This window comes from Paenibacillus sp. JT31N17 (assembly GCF_056269255.1).
Map to the genome: position 1 here is coordinate 1397788 of NZ_JBWDNP010000001.1, position 17389 is coordinate 1415176.

At 51.5% G+C, this 17389-nt stretch carries 14 protein-coding genes; 7 read left to right on the forward strand and 7 right to left on the reverse strand.

Going from position 1 to position 17389, the window contains the following annotated elements:
• Nucleotides 1–403: 403 nt before the first annotated feature.
• The 7 genes from phnE (AC0YOB_RS05945) to AC0YOB_RS05975 all read right to left on the reverse strand — a co-directional run bounded on the left by phnE (AC0YOB_RS05945) (nt 404) and on the right by AC0YOB_RS05975 (nt 8126).
• Nucleotides 404–1210 (reverse strand): phosphonate ABC transporter, permease protein PhnE, encoded by an 807-nt coding sequence (gene phnE, locus AC0YOB_RS05945; protein ID WP_475791981.1) that lies wholly within the window; start codon nt 1208–1210, stop codon nt 404–406.
• Entirely contained in the window at nt 1207–2022 is an 816-nt protein-coding gene (phnE, locus tag AC0YOB_RS05950; protein WP_475791982.1) for a phosphonate ABC transporter, permease protein PhnE, read from the reverse strand. The genes phnE (AC0YOB_RS05945) and phnE (AC0YOB_RS05950) overlap by 4 nt, the downstream gene beginning before the upstream one ends.
• A complete protein-coding gene (phnC, locus tag AC0YOB_RS05955; RefSeq protein ID WP_475791983.1) occupies nt 2019–2792 on the reverse strand; it encodes a phosphonate ABC transporter ATP-binding protein in 774 nt (257 codons plus the stop codon). The genes phnE (AC0YOB_RS05950) and phnC overlap by 4 nt, the downstream gene beginning before the upstream one ends.
• 126 nt (nt 2793–2918) lie before the next feature.
• Nucleotides 2919–3914 (reverse strand): phosphate/phosphite/phosphonate ABC transporter substrate-binding protein, encoded by a 996-nt coding sequence (locus tag AC0YOB_RS05960; protein WP_475792319.1) that lies wholly within the window; start codon nt 3912–3914, stop codon nt 2919–2921.
• Nucleotides 3915–4207: 293 nt separating this feature from the next.
• Nucleotides 4208–4969: an IucA/IucC family C-terminal-domain containing protein gene (locus tag AC0YOB_RS05965; protein WP_475791984.1), complete on the reverse strand. Its 762-nt coding sequence runs from the start codon at nt 4967–4969 to the stop codon at nt 4208–4210.
• A 36-nt stretch (nt 4970–5005) separates the two neighbouring features.
• Nucleotides 5006–6019, reverse strand: a complete 1014-nt coding sequence (locus tag AC0YOB_RS05970) for an ABC transporter substrate-binding protein (RefSeq protein WP_475791985.1) — start codon at nt 6017–6019, stop codon at nt 5006–5008.
• Between the two features lie 310 nt (nt 6020–6329).
• Nucleotides 6330–8126 (reverse strand): ABC transporter substrate-binding protein, encoded by a 1797-nt coding sequence (locus AC0YOB_RS05975; RefSeq protein WP_475791986.1) that lies wholly within the window; start codon nt 8124–8126, stop codon nt 6330–6332.
• Nucleotides 8127–8371: 245 nt separating this feature from the next.
• Between AC0YOB_RS05975 and AC0YOB_RS05980 the strand changes: the two genes are divergently transcribed.
• The 7 genes from AC0YOB_RS05980 (at nt 8372) to AC0YOB_RS06010 (ending at nt 17388) form a co-directional block, all read left to right on the forward strand.
• On the forward strand, nt 8372–9346 hold the full coding sequence (locus tag AC0YOB_RS05980) for an SDR family NAD(P)-dependent oxidoreductase (RefSeq protein ID WP_475788434.1): 975 nt from the start codon (nt 8372–8374) through the stop codon (nt 9344–9346).
• A 211-nt stretch (nt 9347–9557) separates the two neighbouring features.
• Nucleotides 9558–9989, forward strand: a complete 432-nt coding sequence (locus tag AC0YOB_RS05985; protein ID WP_475788435.1) for a GtrA family protein — start codon at nt 9558–9560, stop codon at nt 9987–9989.
• A 278-nt stretch (nt 9990–10267) separates the two neighbouring features.
• Complete coding sequence (locus AC0YOB_RS05990) at nt 10268–11857, forward strand: extracellular solute-binding protein (protein ID WP_475791987.1); 1590 nt, start codon at nt 10268–10270, stop codon at nt 11855–11857.
• The gene (locus AC0YOB_RS05995) at nt 11850–13634 is read left to right on the forward strand and encodes a cache domain-containing sensor histidine kinase (RefSeq protein WP_475788437.1); all 1785 of its coding nucleotides are present in this window, start codon (nt 11850–11852) and stop codon (nt 13632–13634) included. The genes AC0YOB_RS05990 and AC0YOB_RS05995 overlap by 8 nt, the downstream gene beginning before the upstream one ends.
• Before the next feature lie 53 nt (nt 13635–13687).
• Nucleotides 13688–15301 carry a response regulator gene (locus tag AC0YOB_RS06000; protein WP_475791988.1) on the forward strand — a complete coding sequence of 538 codons (1614 nt, stop codon included), beginning with the start codon at nt 13688–13690 and terminating at the stop codon, nt 15299–15301.
• Nucleotides 15302–15489: 188 nt separating this feature from the next.
• Complete coding sequence (locus AC0YOB_RS06005) at nt 15490–16446, forward strand: ABC transporter permease (protein ID WP_475788439.1); 957 nt, start codon at nt 15490–15492, stop codon at nt 16444–16446.
• An 18-nt stretch (nt 16447–16464) separates the two neighbouring features.
• On the forward strand, nt 16465–17388 hold the full coding sequence (locus AC0YOB_RS06010; RefSeq protein WP_475788440.1) for a carbohydrate ABC transporter permease: 924 nt from the start codon (nt 16465–16467) through the stop codon (nt 17386–17388).
• The last annotated feature ends 1 nt before the right edge of the window (nt 17389 follow it).

A 17389-nucleotide genomic window follows, 5' to 3' on the forward strand; every position in this document is an offset into this window, starting at 1 on the left:
GCGCGAAAATACTGCCTCCTTAAAAGCGGGTAAGATGAGATTCCTGCGCGGCGCAATGGGAGCACGCCACGAGGTACATCAAAAGCGAATCCCCGTTTAGACGCCAAGTTCGGTGGGAACGTGCCATGAGGCATGCGTGCCATTCGATGCGGTATAGAGAATGCGCAGCATTATTCAATGCCGAATGCGGCGAGAGCAAGCCATGAGGTAAATTAAAGCGCACCTCAATGGCCGAGTGCTTTGGGTACAGCCATGTTGTGTGGAAAGCACATCTCATTCAAAGCCGAATACAACGGGAGCACGCCATGAAGGTACACAACAAACCATATTGCGAGCTTCACAGACCCGGCGCAACTAAAGAAACCGTCCGTTCCGCAGCAGGCGGAACGGACGGTTTCTTCTCCTAGACCAGTCTCTTCCGGATTGCCCCGGAGAGATAGTCGATGATCGTGATCATGATTACGATGCCAAGCAGAATGATGCCGACGCGGTCCCAGTTGCGCGTACTGAGTGCAAAGATAAGCGGCGTTCCGATGCCGCCGGCACCTATAACTCCCAAAATCGTGGCAGAGCGCAAATTGATCTCGAACCGGTACAGCGTATAGGACAGGAAGCCCGGAAGTACCTGCGGAATGACCGCGAACCATAGCAGCTGGAGCCGATTGGCGCCTGTCGCAATCAGTGCTTCCACCGGACCGCGGTCGATACTTTCGATCTCGTCGGCGAACAGCTTGCCCAGCATCCCGACCGAATGCAAGCCAAGCGCCAGAGCGCCTGCGAAGGAGCCGGGTCCGACCGCCTTGATGAACAGGATCGCCATGACAATCTCGGGAAAGGTCCGGATGAAGCTGAGAAGGATTTTCCCCGTGCCGGATACCGTCTTATATTGGCTCATATTGGCAGCCGCCCAGAATGCAAACGGGATGCAGATCACGGTGGAGATAAAAGTGCCCAGGACGGATATCGCGAGCGTATCCAGCAGACCGCGCAGCAGATCCTCGCCATCGGGCAAGTAGACGAAGTCCCAGTCCGGTGAGAATATGCCGGTCGTGATCGACTTCGTAATCTGCCAGGCCGTCTCCTTGATCCCCGTGAACGGAATACCGGCGAAAGCCCATATATAGACGGCCGCAAGCGCCGCATAGATAAGCCAGCGATATCGGCTGCGCCGCGGTTTGCGAAGTCGTTGTGCTTCTGTTTTCGTCGTCATAGCAGCTTCTCCCTCAGCTTGGTGCTCGCATAATCGATCAGCAGCACGACAGCCAATGTGAAAAGAATAATAACGCAAGTCTTGTCATATTCCAGGAAGCCGAGCGTTACATCGTAGAAATGGCCGATCCCTCCGGCACCGACGAGCCCAAGCACCGCAGCAGCCCGAACGTTAATCTCGAAGGTATACAGCGTAAACGAGACAAAATGCGCCTGAATCTGCGGCACGACGCTGTACATGATACGCTGCGAGCGGTTAGCGCCAACGGCGGTCATCGCTTCCAGCGGTCCGCGGTCGATTCCTTCGAGCGCCTCATAGGTCAGCTTGGCGATCAGGCCCAGCGAGAAAACGGCGAGAGCCAGGATGCCCGGCACGGGACCGATGCCGAAAATGGCAACGAAGATCGCCGCAAGCAGCAAATCCGGGATGGTGCGGACCAGATTAAGCAGGAAGCGGATCGGGTAGAAGAGCCACCCGGTTCCGGCGATATTGCTTGCGCACAGCAGGGCGACAGGAACGGCCAGAATGGCGCCTATCGTCGTGCCGATAACCGCCATGCGTATCGTCTCCAGCATGGCAGCCACAATATTATCGAAATACGACCATCTCGGCGGAAACATTTCGCGAAGCAGATCCAGCATATTCGGCAGGCCTTTGACAAGCTCGCCAATCGTCGCTTCGGTCCTCGCGGCGCTTCCCCACAACGCCGCGAGCACGATTGCTGCCGTCAAGTAATGCTTGTATCTTCGGGGCGGCTTCGGACGCTCTGCACGGGGTTGTGCGCTTGCTTTCACATTCGCCTGCAGGCTCATACGACAAGCTCCCCGAGCAGCTCGTCCGTCATAATCGGTCTGCCGTAAATTGAGGCGAACCTTTCATCCGTCGCTTCCGATACGGGCCCGTCGAAGACGACTTCGCCTGCCCGGAGCCCGACAATCCGCGTCGCGTATTCCCGGGCCAGATCGATAAAGTGTAGGTTGACGATCGTCGTAATGCCAAGCTCCTGATTGATTTTTTTCAAATCGTCCATGACCTGCTTCGTTGTCAGCGGGTCGAGGGAGGCAACAGGCTCATCGGCCAAAATAATTTTCGCTTCCTGCGCAAGGACACGGGCAATCGCAACGCGCTGCTGCTGTCCCCCTGACAGCTCGTCCGCCCGGGAATAAGCCTTCTCCACAATATTGACTCTCTCCAGCGCCTTGAAGGCCAGGTTGACGTCATGCTCCGGGAAGCGGCCAAGAATGGTCTGCAGTGTGGAATGGTAGCCAACCCGGCCGGCCAGCACGTTGCGGAGGACGGTCGAGCGCTTGACCAGATTAAAGCTCTGGAATATCATACCGATATCGCGGCGGATCATCCGCAGCTGCTTGCCGCTCGCCTGCGTGATCGAACTGCCGTCGATAAGGATGTCGCCTTCGGAAATATCGTGCAGCCGGTTGATCGAGCGGAGAAGGGTGGATTTGCCTGCCCCGGACAGCCCGACAACCGCGACGAACTCACCTTTGCCGAAGGTCAGATTGATGCCGTTTAGTCCCTTTGTCGCGTTCGGATATGTCTTGTATACGTTGCGGAGCTCTATCATGCTTAAGTTCCTTCCTTTTCGTTAGAGAGTCGTAACAATGGGACAAGCCAGCACGCGCGCCGTAAGCGAACGTACTGGCTTGTCCAGCCGGGAGCAAAACCGGCTTGCCGAAAGAAGCGCGAGAGATTACTCTGTTTTCACTTTTTCCCCATATTGGCGGACAATCTCAAATACGCTGTCGTCGGATTTGACATAGCCTTCGTGCGTATAGATTTCCTTAATGATGTTGTGGCCTTCCGGATCGGTGCCGATATCGATGAACGCCTGCTGAATTTTCGCCGTCCAGTCCGGGTTCATATCGGAGCGGACCGTTACGGTGTCGTTCGGTATCGGCTCGGTGAAAGCCAGGACGCGGGTATCCTTGAATACATCCGGATAGTCCTTCAACACGGTATTGCGCGCATCCTGAAAAATAGCGGCAGCGTCGACATCCCCGTTCAGCAAAGCAATTACGCCCTGGTCATGGCCTTTCACCGTAACCGGCGTTACGTCGCTCAGCGGATCGATGCCGTTATCCATCAGCTTGCCTGCCGGCCACACATAACCGGCCGACGAAGTGACATCCTGATAGGCGATACGTTTGCCCTTCAGATCCTTTACTTCTTTGATATCAGAATCCGCCTTGACGATAAGCATCGATTTGTAGAAATCAACCAGTTCGGCCGTCGGAGCGCCGGTGTTGTCGTCAACGCCGAAACGCTGCGCCTGCAAAATAATACTGGCCGCCCCTTTGTCTTTGGCAATGACGTATGCGGTAGGGGGGAGGAAGCCTACGTCTACCTGCTTGGAAGCCATGGCCTCAATAATCGTGTTGTAGTTGGTGGACACACTCACTTTTACCGGGATGCCCAATTTGTCGCCCAGCAGCTTCTCCAGCGGTTTCGCCTTCGCCTCCAGCGTATCGGCGTTCTGCGAAGGAACGAATTGAACGGTCAGCGTTTCGGGAACATAGCCTTCGGCTGACTCGCTTGCTTCAGTCGTATCGGCAGGGGCAGAAGTCTCTTCGTTCGCCGCCGCAGGCACTGCGGAGTTGCCGCCATTATTGCCTGCGGTGCCGTTGTTGGCGCCGCAGGCGCTAAGCAATAACGCGGACAGCAGCAGCGGAAAAGCAAGAACATGCATTTTTCTCAATTCAAACCCTCCAGATATTTACTTTTTTCTTACACTTGTCTACTATAAAATACTTTTATTAACTGTTGGTAATCGCCAGAAGAAGGGTTTGTAAATGTTGGAAAATAACCAAGGGACTATTCCCAAGAGGAAAGGGGAGGGGGACGCCGGATGCAATCAGACCAACTCCGCAGCTATAGCCGGGAAGCACGGCTGACCGACAAGCAAAGCGCCGCCCGATTCACCGGGCGGCGCTGATTTTTTAATGCATATGCAGTTAAGCGATGAACAACTGCCTGCATCCGTCAGTTTTTCACCTTCGGACAGTTAGAGCAGTATTCTTCGACACTGGAGACCTCATAGTAGAAGCAGCAGGTTTTGCGGACCCGCATAGGCGTTTCAGTGACAGTCGAGGAAACCGGTTTGCCATAAAAGGGGCTCAGCGGATTTTGTTTCTCCCCGAACAGGGCGCCAGGAGCCCGATGAATCAGGTATTGAAAGTCTGCCCGGCCGCGGGCTTGCTCCTGCTGATCCCCGCTTGCGCGGATTCGTTTCTCATAGAGCGAAAAAACACGAACCGCGGCATTCTCCCATAAAATCGGTTTGGGCACCTTGGCCACGCCAGACATGACCTGTATGAGCTTGCCCAGATTACCGGCGAAATAACTTTGAATTACCGTGTCGCGCCAAGCATGCCGTTCGCTTGCTTCGGGCATCGCCGCATTGACATCGTCAAGACTGACAAGCTCCAGCCAGGAGAGGCCAGGGGTCGATTCGAGCAAACAGTTCCCGGCTGATAAATCCAGCCCCCTGTTGTACGCGGACATGGCGTACAGCAGCGGAGCGGCGGTTAAGAAGGCATATCTTTTCATAAACTGCGAAGCTGTAATCATCCGCGAGGGGGACTGCAGCTGCACAGTCAATAGATCCAGATAATCGGAGCATCTCGCTGCATCGAGCAGGTCCGACACTCTCACCGAATTCCTGTGACGGGTCGAGGCATGCTCACACATGCCAAAATGTCCGCTCAAGTAATTCCATTCCTCCTGCGTGAGCCGGGACTGCATGTTCATTCCCCCTTCGGATTCCGGGCTCAAACGGACTTAGTTAAGCGCATCAGCAATCTGATCGACAACCAGGTTGATGGCAATAGGGCCATAATAACCGATCCACTGCGCCGTATTCTCCACATAGACACGGCTTGCCGTCACTGCGCTCAGACTTTTCCAGATTGAGGTGTTTTGAAATTCAGCCGTCAGTTCCGTATTCGTGTCGTCCTGAAGCAGAAACATGTGATCGGCAGCGAGCTCCGGCAGGACTTCAAGCGAAATCATCGTGCTTGTATCTGTGCTGTTGACTGCCATTTTGGGAGGAGTCAGGCCCAGGTCATCGTATAAAATTTGTGCGGTTCGATGCGATGTCGTATGGAGACGAATCATTTTATCCCTGGGCCGGATCAGAGCGACCGTTTGGTCTTTCAATTTGTCGGCCAATACGGTCTTCAGGTCGCTCACTTTCTGTTTGTAATCATCAACCAGCTTCTGCGCCTCTTCCGGCTGATGCAAAATTTGCCCGAATTTCAACAGTACGGTCCGCCAATCCTCATTGCGCTCCAGCACAAGCGTCGGTGCGATTTTCTGCAAATCGTCGTAAATCTTGTCATGGAACTCCGTGGCGATAATAAGATCCGGCTGGAGTCCGATGATTGCTTCCAGATTCGGTTCCACATATGTTCCGACCAACGTGACATTGTTCATCTTTTCGCCCAAATATTCAGGGAGCGCATTGTCGGTTTCGGCCACTACGCTGCCCAGCGGCTGCTTGCCCAGTGCCAGCATTTGATCCGCATACTGGACGTCCAGCACGACGATTTTCTCCGGTACCTTATCGAGTGTGATCCCGCCCCGAAGACCCTGAATGGTCACCGGTTCCGCGGGTGCGGGCTCCGCTGGGGCGTTGGTATTGCCAGCCCCGTCAGTATTGGCTTGCGTTTGATTCGCCGCAGCTTCTCCAGTATTATTGCCGCCTTGATTGGTACTGCTCGAACACGCCCCCAGGAACATAACCAAAGCTGCCAACAAGCTAATGGTCCATACAAAATTGATTTTTCGATACATACAACAAGCCCCTCCGGTTTCTAATTGATAATGATTTTCAACATCACTTACAACACTATAACGACTCAGGCTGTCCTCAGCAATGGATGCTTGCGACAACCGCAATGGATTATGGCGACATGAGAAGAGGGGCTGTCGCCGTCCTCCGGCAGCGCGGCAAGTTCCTTAGACCCGTGAAATATAAACAAAGGATGAGGGAGAATTAACCTTTCTTCTATTACAAAAAAACACTGTTGAGGATCGACGGATCCTGATTCAACAGTGTTTGTATAAGAAGCGAATTGACGCATCGCCCGTTATAGCATGCGCTTTACGACAAAACAGGATGTTTTGCATTGAGGAACACTTCCGCCACCTGGTCCACCACCCGATTCATCGCAATAGGGCCGTAATAGGCAATCCACATGCTCACTTTGGCGTGATAAACGTGATGCTGCTGCACGGCCCGCAGACTTTTCCAGGTAGTCGTATTCTGAATCTCATCCGACCATGTTTGAAATTTGTTGTCGGTCAAAACAAAATAATGGTCGGCGTCCAGCTCCGGCAGCCCCTCCAACGAAATCATGGAGCTGGTCCGTTTGCGCTGTACGGCTTGCTTCGGCGGATGCAGCCCCAGATCGCTGTATAAAATCGCCGCCGTACGGTGAGCGCTCGTATGCAGTCTTATATTGTTATCCCGCGGCCGGATTACGGTTACCGACTGTCCATGCAGCTTCGCTGCCAGAACCGATTTCAGCCTGCCGACTTTATGTTTGTACTGCTCCAGAACCTGCTCCGCCTCCAGTTCCTTGCCCGTAATACGCCCGATGATTCGCAAGGTTTCTCTCCAGTCGCGGTTCCGCTCAAACATGATGGTCGGCGCTATTTGCGCGAGGCTTGCATAAATATTCCTCTGAAACTCGGTGCAAATGATCAGATCGGGGGCTAAAGCACGGAGTGCTTCCATATCGGGTTCATCCTTCGTCCCCAAGGTCTTGAGCGCGTGCTGCTTGCCGATCAGATACTCGGGAAAGCTGCTTGGATCCCCGCTTACCATGACGCTACCGGCCGGCTGTTCTCCCAATGCCAGCATATGGTCCATAAACTGGGGATCCAGCACGGCAATTTTCCCAGGCTGCCGCTGAAGCGCAAGCTCGCCTTTAAGATGAATGACCGTACGCAATGAGCGGCGGATCGCAGTATTCAGCGGATCTGTCCATGCCTTCTTTCCAATGCGGTCTGCCGCCGAATGAAGCTTGATCACTGCATTTTTATCCGGTTCATCTTCTCTGGACTGCAGCATCCAATCCCGATAAGTGCTTGGTGAAACGCCCGTAGAACGTTTAAATAACCGGCTGAAATAGTAGCTGTCCACATAACCGACCGCTTCGGCGATATCCTTGAGCCCTGCATTCGTATCCAGGAGCAGTTCCTTGGCCTTGTCCATGCGCACCTGCAGCAGATAGTCAATTGGCCCAAGCGCCAGCCGTTTTTTGAACAGCCGCTGAATCGTCCGGGAGCTGCAATTCAAGAGCGCCGCAAGTGTGTCTGCTGTGATCGGCTGGGCATAGTTATTATCCATGTATCTTGCTGCCTGCAGCACCAAATCCGGTGCAGCCCGCTCCAGTCCATCGTGCTGCAATTGCTCCATCAGCTCGCAAACGAACTGATAAAATAACGATTTCACCTGCAGCTTCGCCATCGCTCCAGGCTGGTCCCATTCCTGCTCCATGCGGGACAAGACAGCGAGCAGGGGGGCGGCGTGACTGACCGCAAAACCATATTGGATATCAAACGGTCCCGTGCGGTCCAGCAGCTGAAGCAGATCCTGACTGCATGGCAGCGGCAGAGCGGCTTTATACTGAATCATATAATATTCCAAATGTTCGGCGATATCCGTAACAGCCAGAACTGTGTCTTTGCCGGCGTGGCAAACATATCCGTTCTCCACAAGCTGCTCCTCTCCGTTCAGCAGCAGCCGGGCACGGCCTTGTATCGTGTAAAGCAAAGTGCTCGCCGGGAGCCGGGATGCATGCAGCTGCCCGCCAATCGGCAGCGCGCTACGCTTCACCTCCATTATTTTCAGTGCTGCATGGTTCCAAAGTAAAAGATGGTCTTCCACAATCATAATAGGCTATCAACTCCTGAAGAGGGGATGAGGATGAATAATAATGATAATCAATATCATTGCTATTATACAATAAAACGGATAAGACAGGGGTAAAGAAAGTATTCACATCAACGATTCTAATGGGCGAAATCTTTGGCAAAAAAATCTCTATTTTAGTGATTGACCAATCAATAACCGAATGATATGATGAATTCAAGTTAGTGATTGACCAATAACTAAACCATAGAAAAGAGGAAATTAAAATGGAAAAAGCAATAGTAATTGGCGCAACGGGCGGGACGGGAGCAGCGATTACGGAGGAGCTGGTCAAACGGGGGATACAAACGATTGCCTTTGGGCGTTCACGCGAGAAATTGGTACGTTTTGCCGATAAGCTTGGCAATCCCGCGCACTTGACGCTCGCCGTAGGGGATGCAATGCGCCCTGACGATATTGCAGCTCAAGCCGACGGCGCGGACGTATTGTTCCATTGCGCGAACGTTCCTTATCACGAGATGGCAAGCAAGCTGATTCCGCTGGGCGAATCGGTGATGGAGGCGGCAGAGAGGCTTGCGGTTAAAGTGGTCGCGATTGACGGAATCTATCCTTATGGAAGAAAACAGATGGATCTTGTGACAGAAGAGCATCCCAAGCAGCCGCATACGAAAAAAGGAAAAGTCCGCCTGGACTATGAACGGATGCTGTTTAGCAAGCGGTGGAGCAGGTCCAAGGTCATGATTGTCCGCCTGCCTGATTATTATGGACCTACAGCTAACGAGGCCTCGTATCTGGGTTCAACCCTAGAGGCCATCGCTGCCGGCAAAATGTCTTTTTTCGTCGGCAACATGCGTGTTCCACGCGAATTCATCTACTTGCCGGATGCTGCCGCCATGATTGCCGAGCTGGCGGACAAAGATTTTGCTTACGGGCAGAACTGGAATATACCGGGAGCCGGGCTCATATCGGGACGAGAGATCGTACGGATTGCGCAGGCGGCAAGCGGCCGTGCTAAACCGGTCATTCCTCTGAGAAAATTAGGTTTATCGCTGCTGGGCATGGGCGTACCCGTCATGAAAGAAGTCGTGGAGATGCTTTATTTAACCGAAGAGCCGCTGACGCTGAGCGGAGACAAATTCAAACGGTTAGTCGGGCCCATCACCGCGACGCCGTTCCAGGAAGGCTTGACCACGACAATAAAGGCCTTGCAGGGGAACCAATCATCCCTTGCAAATTTGTAATTGATTAACCAATTACAATAAAGGCGATTCCATCAAGCGGGAGGAAGGCGGGGCAATGTGAAGAGCGGGATTCGCCTTTACACATAGCCGGGATCTCGTATAGGATAAGGATAGAGAGCCTCCGCCTTGAAACGGGATAAGACGCTTCTCATCCATTATTCGGCTTCTTTATTAAAAGGTGCTGAAAATACGAGATGTAAGGAAGTTTCAAATGACACTTTCCAAGGCGCAGGAGGCCGTCCATCAATTTACCAGGTTTGGTATTATCGGGGTTTGCAACGGGGCACTCGACTTGCTTGCATTAAATCTGCTGCTGTGGATATGGCATGGACACACGGTGCTGGAGCTCACGCTCATCAATACCTTTGCTTATGGACTGGCCGTTCTGAACAGTTATTACTGGAATTCACGAATAACCTTCAAGAATGAAGCCTCATACTCAACGAAGGAAAAAATAAAATTTTTCGCCCAGGCTGCTGTGAGCCTGGTCATCAGCAATCTCGTATTTGTGATATCTGCCCGATTGCTGGGGCATTATGCTATTCCCTTGTGGATCATCGACAATACATCGAAGGGATTGTCCATGGTTCTGTCTTCAACCTGCAGCTTCTTTTTTATGAGATACCTGGTATATAAGCAATAACAGAACGCTATAAATGAATGTGTACTCAAGCGGAATACCGCTTGAGTTTTTTTGTTTTGGTTAACAAAAACATGCTGGATAACGGCTGCTTCAAAGCAGTAACATCCGCCGCTTTCGACGTCAGGATATCTGCCATGGAAAGCCGGGAAGGACAGGCATTTATGAACGAAAGAAGGGGATATTTTCCTTTTGTCGAATTATCGTTGGGAAAGATGCTGCCGTTGACCCTTGTTCAGAACCGCTGTCTGTATCCTATTAATTGGAAGGAGTGAAGAACCATGATGGAAGATAAGACTCGAGCAAGCGCCTCTGCGACAAAGTTAAGGAGATGGGTGATCAGGACCGTCCAGCGGAAAATCTTATTGTCTTCAATGCTCGCAGCCGCTGTGTGTTATATGTGCACCGGCTGTGAATTATCTGGCCAGACCGGAATGAATAAGCCTGCTGCTCAAGACGAATCTGCTATATCCATTGTCATCAGCAGCCTCGGCATGACCTTTCCCGATGGAATGGATGAGAACGACAATCCATATTTGAGCTATATCGAGACCAAGAATGATTTGGATATCAAGGTAACCACACCTCCTCCGGAAGTCTATGAGGAGAAGCTGGATGTCATTATGTCGTCAGGCAATTTGCCGGATTTGCTCCATACCTACGATCCTGTCTGGTTTAATCATTATGCCAAGCAGGGAAGCTTTATCCCCCTCGACGGGCTGATTGATCAATACGGGCCCAATCTCAAGAAGAAAATTAAGGATGAGGTATGGGACAGAGTGCGATACAACGGTAAAATCTATGCCATCCCCAGCTTGAACGAGGTCATTGGCAATGAGATTATGTACGCCCGCAAGGATTGGCTCGATCGGGTGGGGATGAAGCCGCCTGTCACACTGGAGGAATATTACAACGTTATTAGAGCATTCACCAGGGATGATCCCGATGGAAACGGCAAAGCAGATACAGTGGGACTGACCCTGATGACCGACATGAGCCGGTCTGCCCCTTTCTTCGGGGCATTCGGCACGCAGCTGGACTCCTGGTTCGAGAGGGATGGCCAGCTCGTGAATGGCAGCATTATGCCGGAAACCCGGAAAGCGCTTGCCTTTCTCGCCCGTTTGTACCAGGAGGGGCTGCTCGATCGCGAATTTCCCTTAAATTTGCATAACAACTTGTATGAGAAGGTAGAAAGCGGCAAGGTTGGGCTGTTCTCGGCGACCTGGTACGACACCCGCGGTCCGATTGCAGCCAATATGAAAAAAGATCCGGATGCGGAGTGGATTGCCCTGGATTATCCTACAGGTGTCCATGGAGAGAAGGGAATAAAAAATCAGGATAATATACGCGGATACAACGTCATCCCTGTGGGGACGAAACATCCGGAGCTGGTCATCAGGATGCTTGACTTTATCGCAGGCGACTACAAGAACCTGAAGCTGGGATTTGAGAATCAGATCTGGACGATGGAGAACGGGCGGATGGTAACGGATTTTGCCATGCATGACAAGCATCTGTACAGAGGCATCTATCAATCATTAGTGGACGTGCCGGATCCTGAATTATTCAAGGAAAGGCTCGACTCGCTTGGCGATTTTTATCTGTATGACAATCTGCAGACGATTGAACAGAATCTCATCGTAAATGAATTTTACGGCATCCCCACACCGGCCATGAGCCAATACGACAAACAGCTGGGCGATCTGCAGGAGGGATTAATCAAAATCATTATGGGGATTCAGCCCCTGGAAGCGTTTGACTCATTTGTGGAGCAGTGGAAGCAGCAGGGAGGGGACGAGATAACCAAAGAGGTGAATGAATGGTACAGGAAACAAAGGGATGGCGAAAGGGGCAGGGAATGGGATGAATAAAATGCTGCGCTGGATCGCAGAACGTTATTCCAGAAATATACAGACTCGTCTTACCGGCTATTTTCTTCTTATCCTGCTTCCGTTGGTTGTTGTCAGTTTGTTTGCCATCGAGAAGTCCCGGGACATTCTCTACGAGCAAGCTGTTGAGCGAACGCAGGTCGCATTGTCCTCCACGATGGATTATATTGATCTCGCCTTGCAAAATGTAGAGGAGATATCCAGCGTTATTGCTGCCGATCCCAGCATTATCGAACTGTTGAACAAGAATGACTCCAATCTGTCGCCGGAATCGATCCTCGACTTCTCGCTTATTCTCAAGCAGCTATCCAATTTGATTTCCGTCAATCGATTTGTCTCGGAAATTTCGATCTATCACCAGGCTTCCCATATGCTCATCTCTACTAATTTCGGAGGCCGCCGGATATTGTCGGAGCCTCAGCAGGAATGGCTGGTCGAGGCTTCCCGTAGCAACGGGACGGGACTTCGCTATATGCTGGCAGATGCGCATGTTGCGGAGGGGATGACGCTTGGCAGCTTGTTGAATGCCGATAGTCTATTTCTTGTCCGTTCCATGGACTTGTACAATTCGGACCGCAAATCCAATCTCTTGATTGTGACCTTTAACAAGAACAAGCTGCTGAGCGCCATCAAGACGCTGCTTCCGACGGCAAGCACCCGGATTGATTTGCAGAATGAGAGGGGCGAGGTGGTAGCGGGCACCAGCAGTTCAGAGAACATGAAGGAACAGCATATTTTGGACAACGAAATGGCCGTTACGATTGATTCTGAGTATTCACTCTGGCAGCTTACCCTGGTTCAGCCCAAGAAAGAATTGTATGAGGAGACCGACCAGCTGCGTATGTTTACCTATACGATTATTGTAATCAGTATCCTTCTGGCTGTTGGCATATCGTGGGTGGTGTACAGCGGCATCGCCTCCCCCGTACACAGGCTGGCCCGCGGAATGAAGCAGCTCGGCAACGGCAAGCTGGATATCAGGCTGGAGAACAAACGGAAGGATGAATTCGGATTTCTGATCGATTCGTTTAATCAGATGACGATTTACCAGAAGCATCTCATCGAAGATCATTACGAGCAGCAGCTGCGGTTAACCACTACAGAGCTCAAATTTCTGCAATCTCAGATCAACCCGCATTTTTTATATAATACGCTGGATTCCATCTATTGGATGGCCAAAAACTACGATGCGGAGGAAATAAGCGAGATGGTCATGAACCTGTCCAGGTTCTTCCGCCTGAGCTTGAATAAGGGCAAAGAAGTGTTCACTATCGAGGAAAGCCTGGTCCATCTCCATTATTACATCCGGATCCAGCAGCTGCGTTTTCTGGACAATTTCACGGTGGAATACCATATTGCGGAAGAGTGCAAAGCCGCACTGATTCTGAAGCTGATGCTTCAGCCGCTGGTGGAGAACGCCATACTGCACGGCATGGAGGGCAGATCCGGCGGAGGGCTGCTCAGCATCAGCAGCTGGGTGGATGACAAGCCGTTCTTAAACATCAGCATCCAAGATAATGGCTCCGGCATAGAGGGCAAGCGGCTTCACTACATTCAGAACGAATTGAAGCAGATGGGGCTGCGCAGCTTTCCCTCCCTGTCTCAGGATGAGGGAAACGTGAAGGATCTGTTCGGCCTGCGTAATGTGTATACCAGAATGCAGCTCTATTATGGCAAGCAGTCGGCAATGACGATCCGCAGTATTCAGGGAGAAGGGACAACTGTCACCCTCTCGATCCCCCTGGACCGCTGCAGGTAGATCTTCCGGCTTAAGCCCTGCTGCCACAAACAAACGGAAGGGGAAGAATCCAGATGAATTTGATGATTGTGGAGGATGAACCGCGCTTGCGCAATGCGCTGGCCCATAACATACGATGGGAGGAACATGGGATTGACCTGACAGGACTGGCATCGAACGGGCTGGAGGCGCTGCAGCTGGTGAAGCGCAATAAACCGGATATCATGATTATCGATGTGCAGATGCCCGAGATGGATGGATTGACCTTGGTCCGCAGGCTGCAGGAGCAGCAGGAAACGAAGTCCTTTATGAAGATGATTATATTGAGCGGACATGATAATTTCGCCTTCGCACAGGATGCGATGGAGCATGGGGTTTCCCGGTATTTGCTGAAGCCGGCAGGCGAAGACGAGATATTGGAGGCGGTTCTCGAAGCCAGGAAGCAGCTCCAGGAAGAGTGGGAGCAGTGGCAGAGCAAGGCGGCGCTGGAGCAGAAGTGGAAGGATCATCTGCCTATCCTGCAAAATAACTTTTTTCAAAATTGGGTCAATGGAAAGCTTACGTCCCTGGAGGCATTAAAGCAAAGCAAGGATTTCTACATTGAATTGAAGGAAGACGACCGGATCGCCGTAGCCGTTGTCGATCTCGATCCGATCCCCGACGATGGCAACCTGCGGTTCACTCCTCAAGACAGGCCGCTGCTGCAATTTACGATGCAATGCATGGCAAACGAGTTATTATCCCATCCATCCTGCTGGGTCAGTACGGACGCCGACCATCATCTGCTGCTCGTGTTCATCGCGGAAGCCGTTCAGTCTCCCAATGAAGCGATGCTTTTCTTTAATTCGGCGGTCGTCAAGCTGTTATCCCAGACGAAGGCTGTGCTCAAGCTTACAGCAAGCGCCGGCATCTGCTCCTCCGCAGGAAGCCTGGAGGAGATGGAGCTGCTCTATGCGCAAGCATGCAGGGCACTCCAGGAGCGGATGGTGTACGGACCTGATATTGCGATCCCGTATCGGGAGGTGCCTGAGCGCAGCCCGCATACTCAGTTGGCTCATCAAAGCCTGGAGAAGACATTGGAAATCGCCCTGGAAACCGCTGATGAGCATAAAGCGATGGAAGCATTGGCCGGTTTGTGGGAGGTAGGGGCTAAACAATTCGAATCGGCAGATGAAGTGCATGAAGCGGTGCTGTACCTGAGCAGCTTGTTTGTGCGGATCATTCAGAAGCAAGGCTGGATGGTGAGAGATGTGGTCGGGGATGACTTCATCTATTTTCAAAATCTGAAGCTGCTTCAAACACAAGTGCAGACCTGGTCATGGTTAGCGCGCATTGTAAGGCATATCACCACATTCAGGCATAATCAACGGAGGACGACCAGCAATCAAATGGTAAGAGAGATTCTGACGATACTGGACCAGGAAATCGACCAGGAAATAACGCTGCATACCGTTGCAGATCGGCTGTATGTCAATTCATCTTATCTAAGCCGGCTGTTCAAGCAGGAGATGGGGGTTGCCTTCTCCGCTTATGTGCTGGAGCGCAAGATGGAGCGGGCCAAGGCCATTTTGCTGGAAGGACTAAAGGTATATGACGCGGCCCGCCTGGTTGGCTACCGCGACGTCAGTTATTTTACCAAAGTGTTCCGGAAATACTGGGGCGTAAACCCCGGCGAATGTAAACCTTAATCGCCGGATATAAACCTGAATCCCGCTTCGACAGAGGGGTTCAGTTTTTTTTTCGATGCCGGCGCCAGTCCGGAAATCCGAGAAACTAAACATCAGATTACCAGAAATAGTAATGACACTCGCCTACTCATTGTTGTGATCGGAGTCTACAATTTGAAGTACAACACCACTAAAAAAGGGGGATTAATATGAAGCCTGCGACAGATAAGCTGACGCCAACCCGTCCCCGCCGGAGTTATTGGATGCGGCTGTGGTCGGATATATGGCGGGAATGGGATCTGTACTTATTGCTGGTCCCTGGCATTTTGTTTATTCTGCTGTTCAAGTATACGCCAATGTACGGGATTATTATTGCCTTCAAGGATTTCAATATTTTCACCGGTTTTGCTGACAGTCCCTGGGTAGGAGGCAAGCATTTTGAGAAATTGTTTACTTCGCCTGATTTTGCCCTTGTATTCAAAAATACGGTGATCATCAGCCTGCTGAAAATCGGCATTTTGTTTCCTCTGCCCATCATTGTCGCACTGATGCTCAATGAGATGCGTCATGTCCTCTTCAAACGAACGGTACAGACCGTCATCTATCTGCCTCACTTCTTGTCATGGGTTATTGTCGGCGGACTGTTCATCGACCTCTTGTCGACGAACGGAGGAATTGTAAACAAGCTTCTGGCCGCCATGAACCTGGAGCCCATCTCTTTCTTTCTCGACAACAGCTATTTCCGCAGCGTACTGGTCGCTTCAGCGGGTTGGAAGGAGACGGGATGGAGCACCATTGTCTACCTGGCGGCTTTTTCCAACATTGATCCCATGCTCTACGAGGCTTCCAAAATCGATGGAGCAGGGCGGCTGAAGCAGCTGTGGCATATCACCCTGCCGGGGATCGCGCCCATTATCATCCTGATGTTTATTTTACGCCTTGGCAACATTCTGGAGGCAGGCACCGAGCAGATTCTGGTTATGTACAATCCAGTCGTATACAAGGTATCGGATGTTATCGGCTCTTATGTGTACCGGATGGGTCTGGGCAATCAGGATTACAGCTTCACAACGGCGGTCGGCATGTTCGAAGCTGTGATTTCATTTACGCTCGTCATCACCGGCAATGCCTTAAGCAGAAAATATCTGCAGCGTGGAATCTGGTAAACAGGAGGAGGAAAACGCATGAACAGCCGTTCGGCAGTCAAACAAGGAAGAGCAGCGGCCCAAAACGGGGAGATTAAAAGCTCATTAGCGGAAAAGGCTTTTGCCATCTTTAATTATATCTTTTTTGTCCTGATGGGAATCACGACGCTGCTTCCCTTCGTCAATCTGATCGCCAAATCCTTCAGCAGCGAAGAGGCTGTGATTTCGGGGAGGGTAGGCTTGCTGCCGGTAGGCTTTCAGTATGGCACATACGGCTATGTCCTGCAGGATGAGATGTTTCTTAATTCCTTGAAAATATCGGTTCTCTTGACGGTAACGGGTACGATTCTCAGCTTACTTCTGACGACAATCACAGCGTATCCGTTATCCAAGCTCAGGCTGAGGGGCAGAAAATGGCTGCTGCTGATGTTTATTTTCACGATGCTCTTCAGCGGCGGGCTGATTCCCACTTATCTGCTCATGAATAATCTGAATCTGGTCAATACGTTCCCGGTGTTGTTCCTGCCCGCAATGGTGAACGTCTTCAATATGCTGATCATCAAAAACTATTTCGAAGGACTGCCCGAATCGCTGGAGGAATCAGCCAAGCTGGACGGAGCGGGAAACATCCGGATATTAACATCCATTATCCTTCCCCTGTCGATGCCGGTGCTTGCCACGATTGCCTTGTTCTTTGCCGTCGCCTTCTGGAACGATTATTTCACCTCTATGATCTACATCTCAAATCCGGCGTTGAAGCCGCTGCAGCTGTATTTGAAGGAGCTGTTCGTGTCCTCGGGAGGAGAGTTTCTTAAGGATAATGTGGATGCGGCATTGAATACCACTCCCCAATCCATCCAGGCGTCTTCGATCCTGTTGGCCACGATTCCGATCCTGCTCGTCTACCCCTTCCTGCAAAAATATTTTGTAAAAGGCGTTCTGGTAGGCTCGGTCAAGGGTTGAT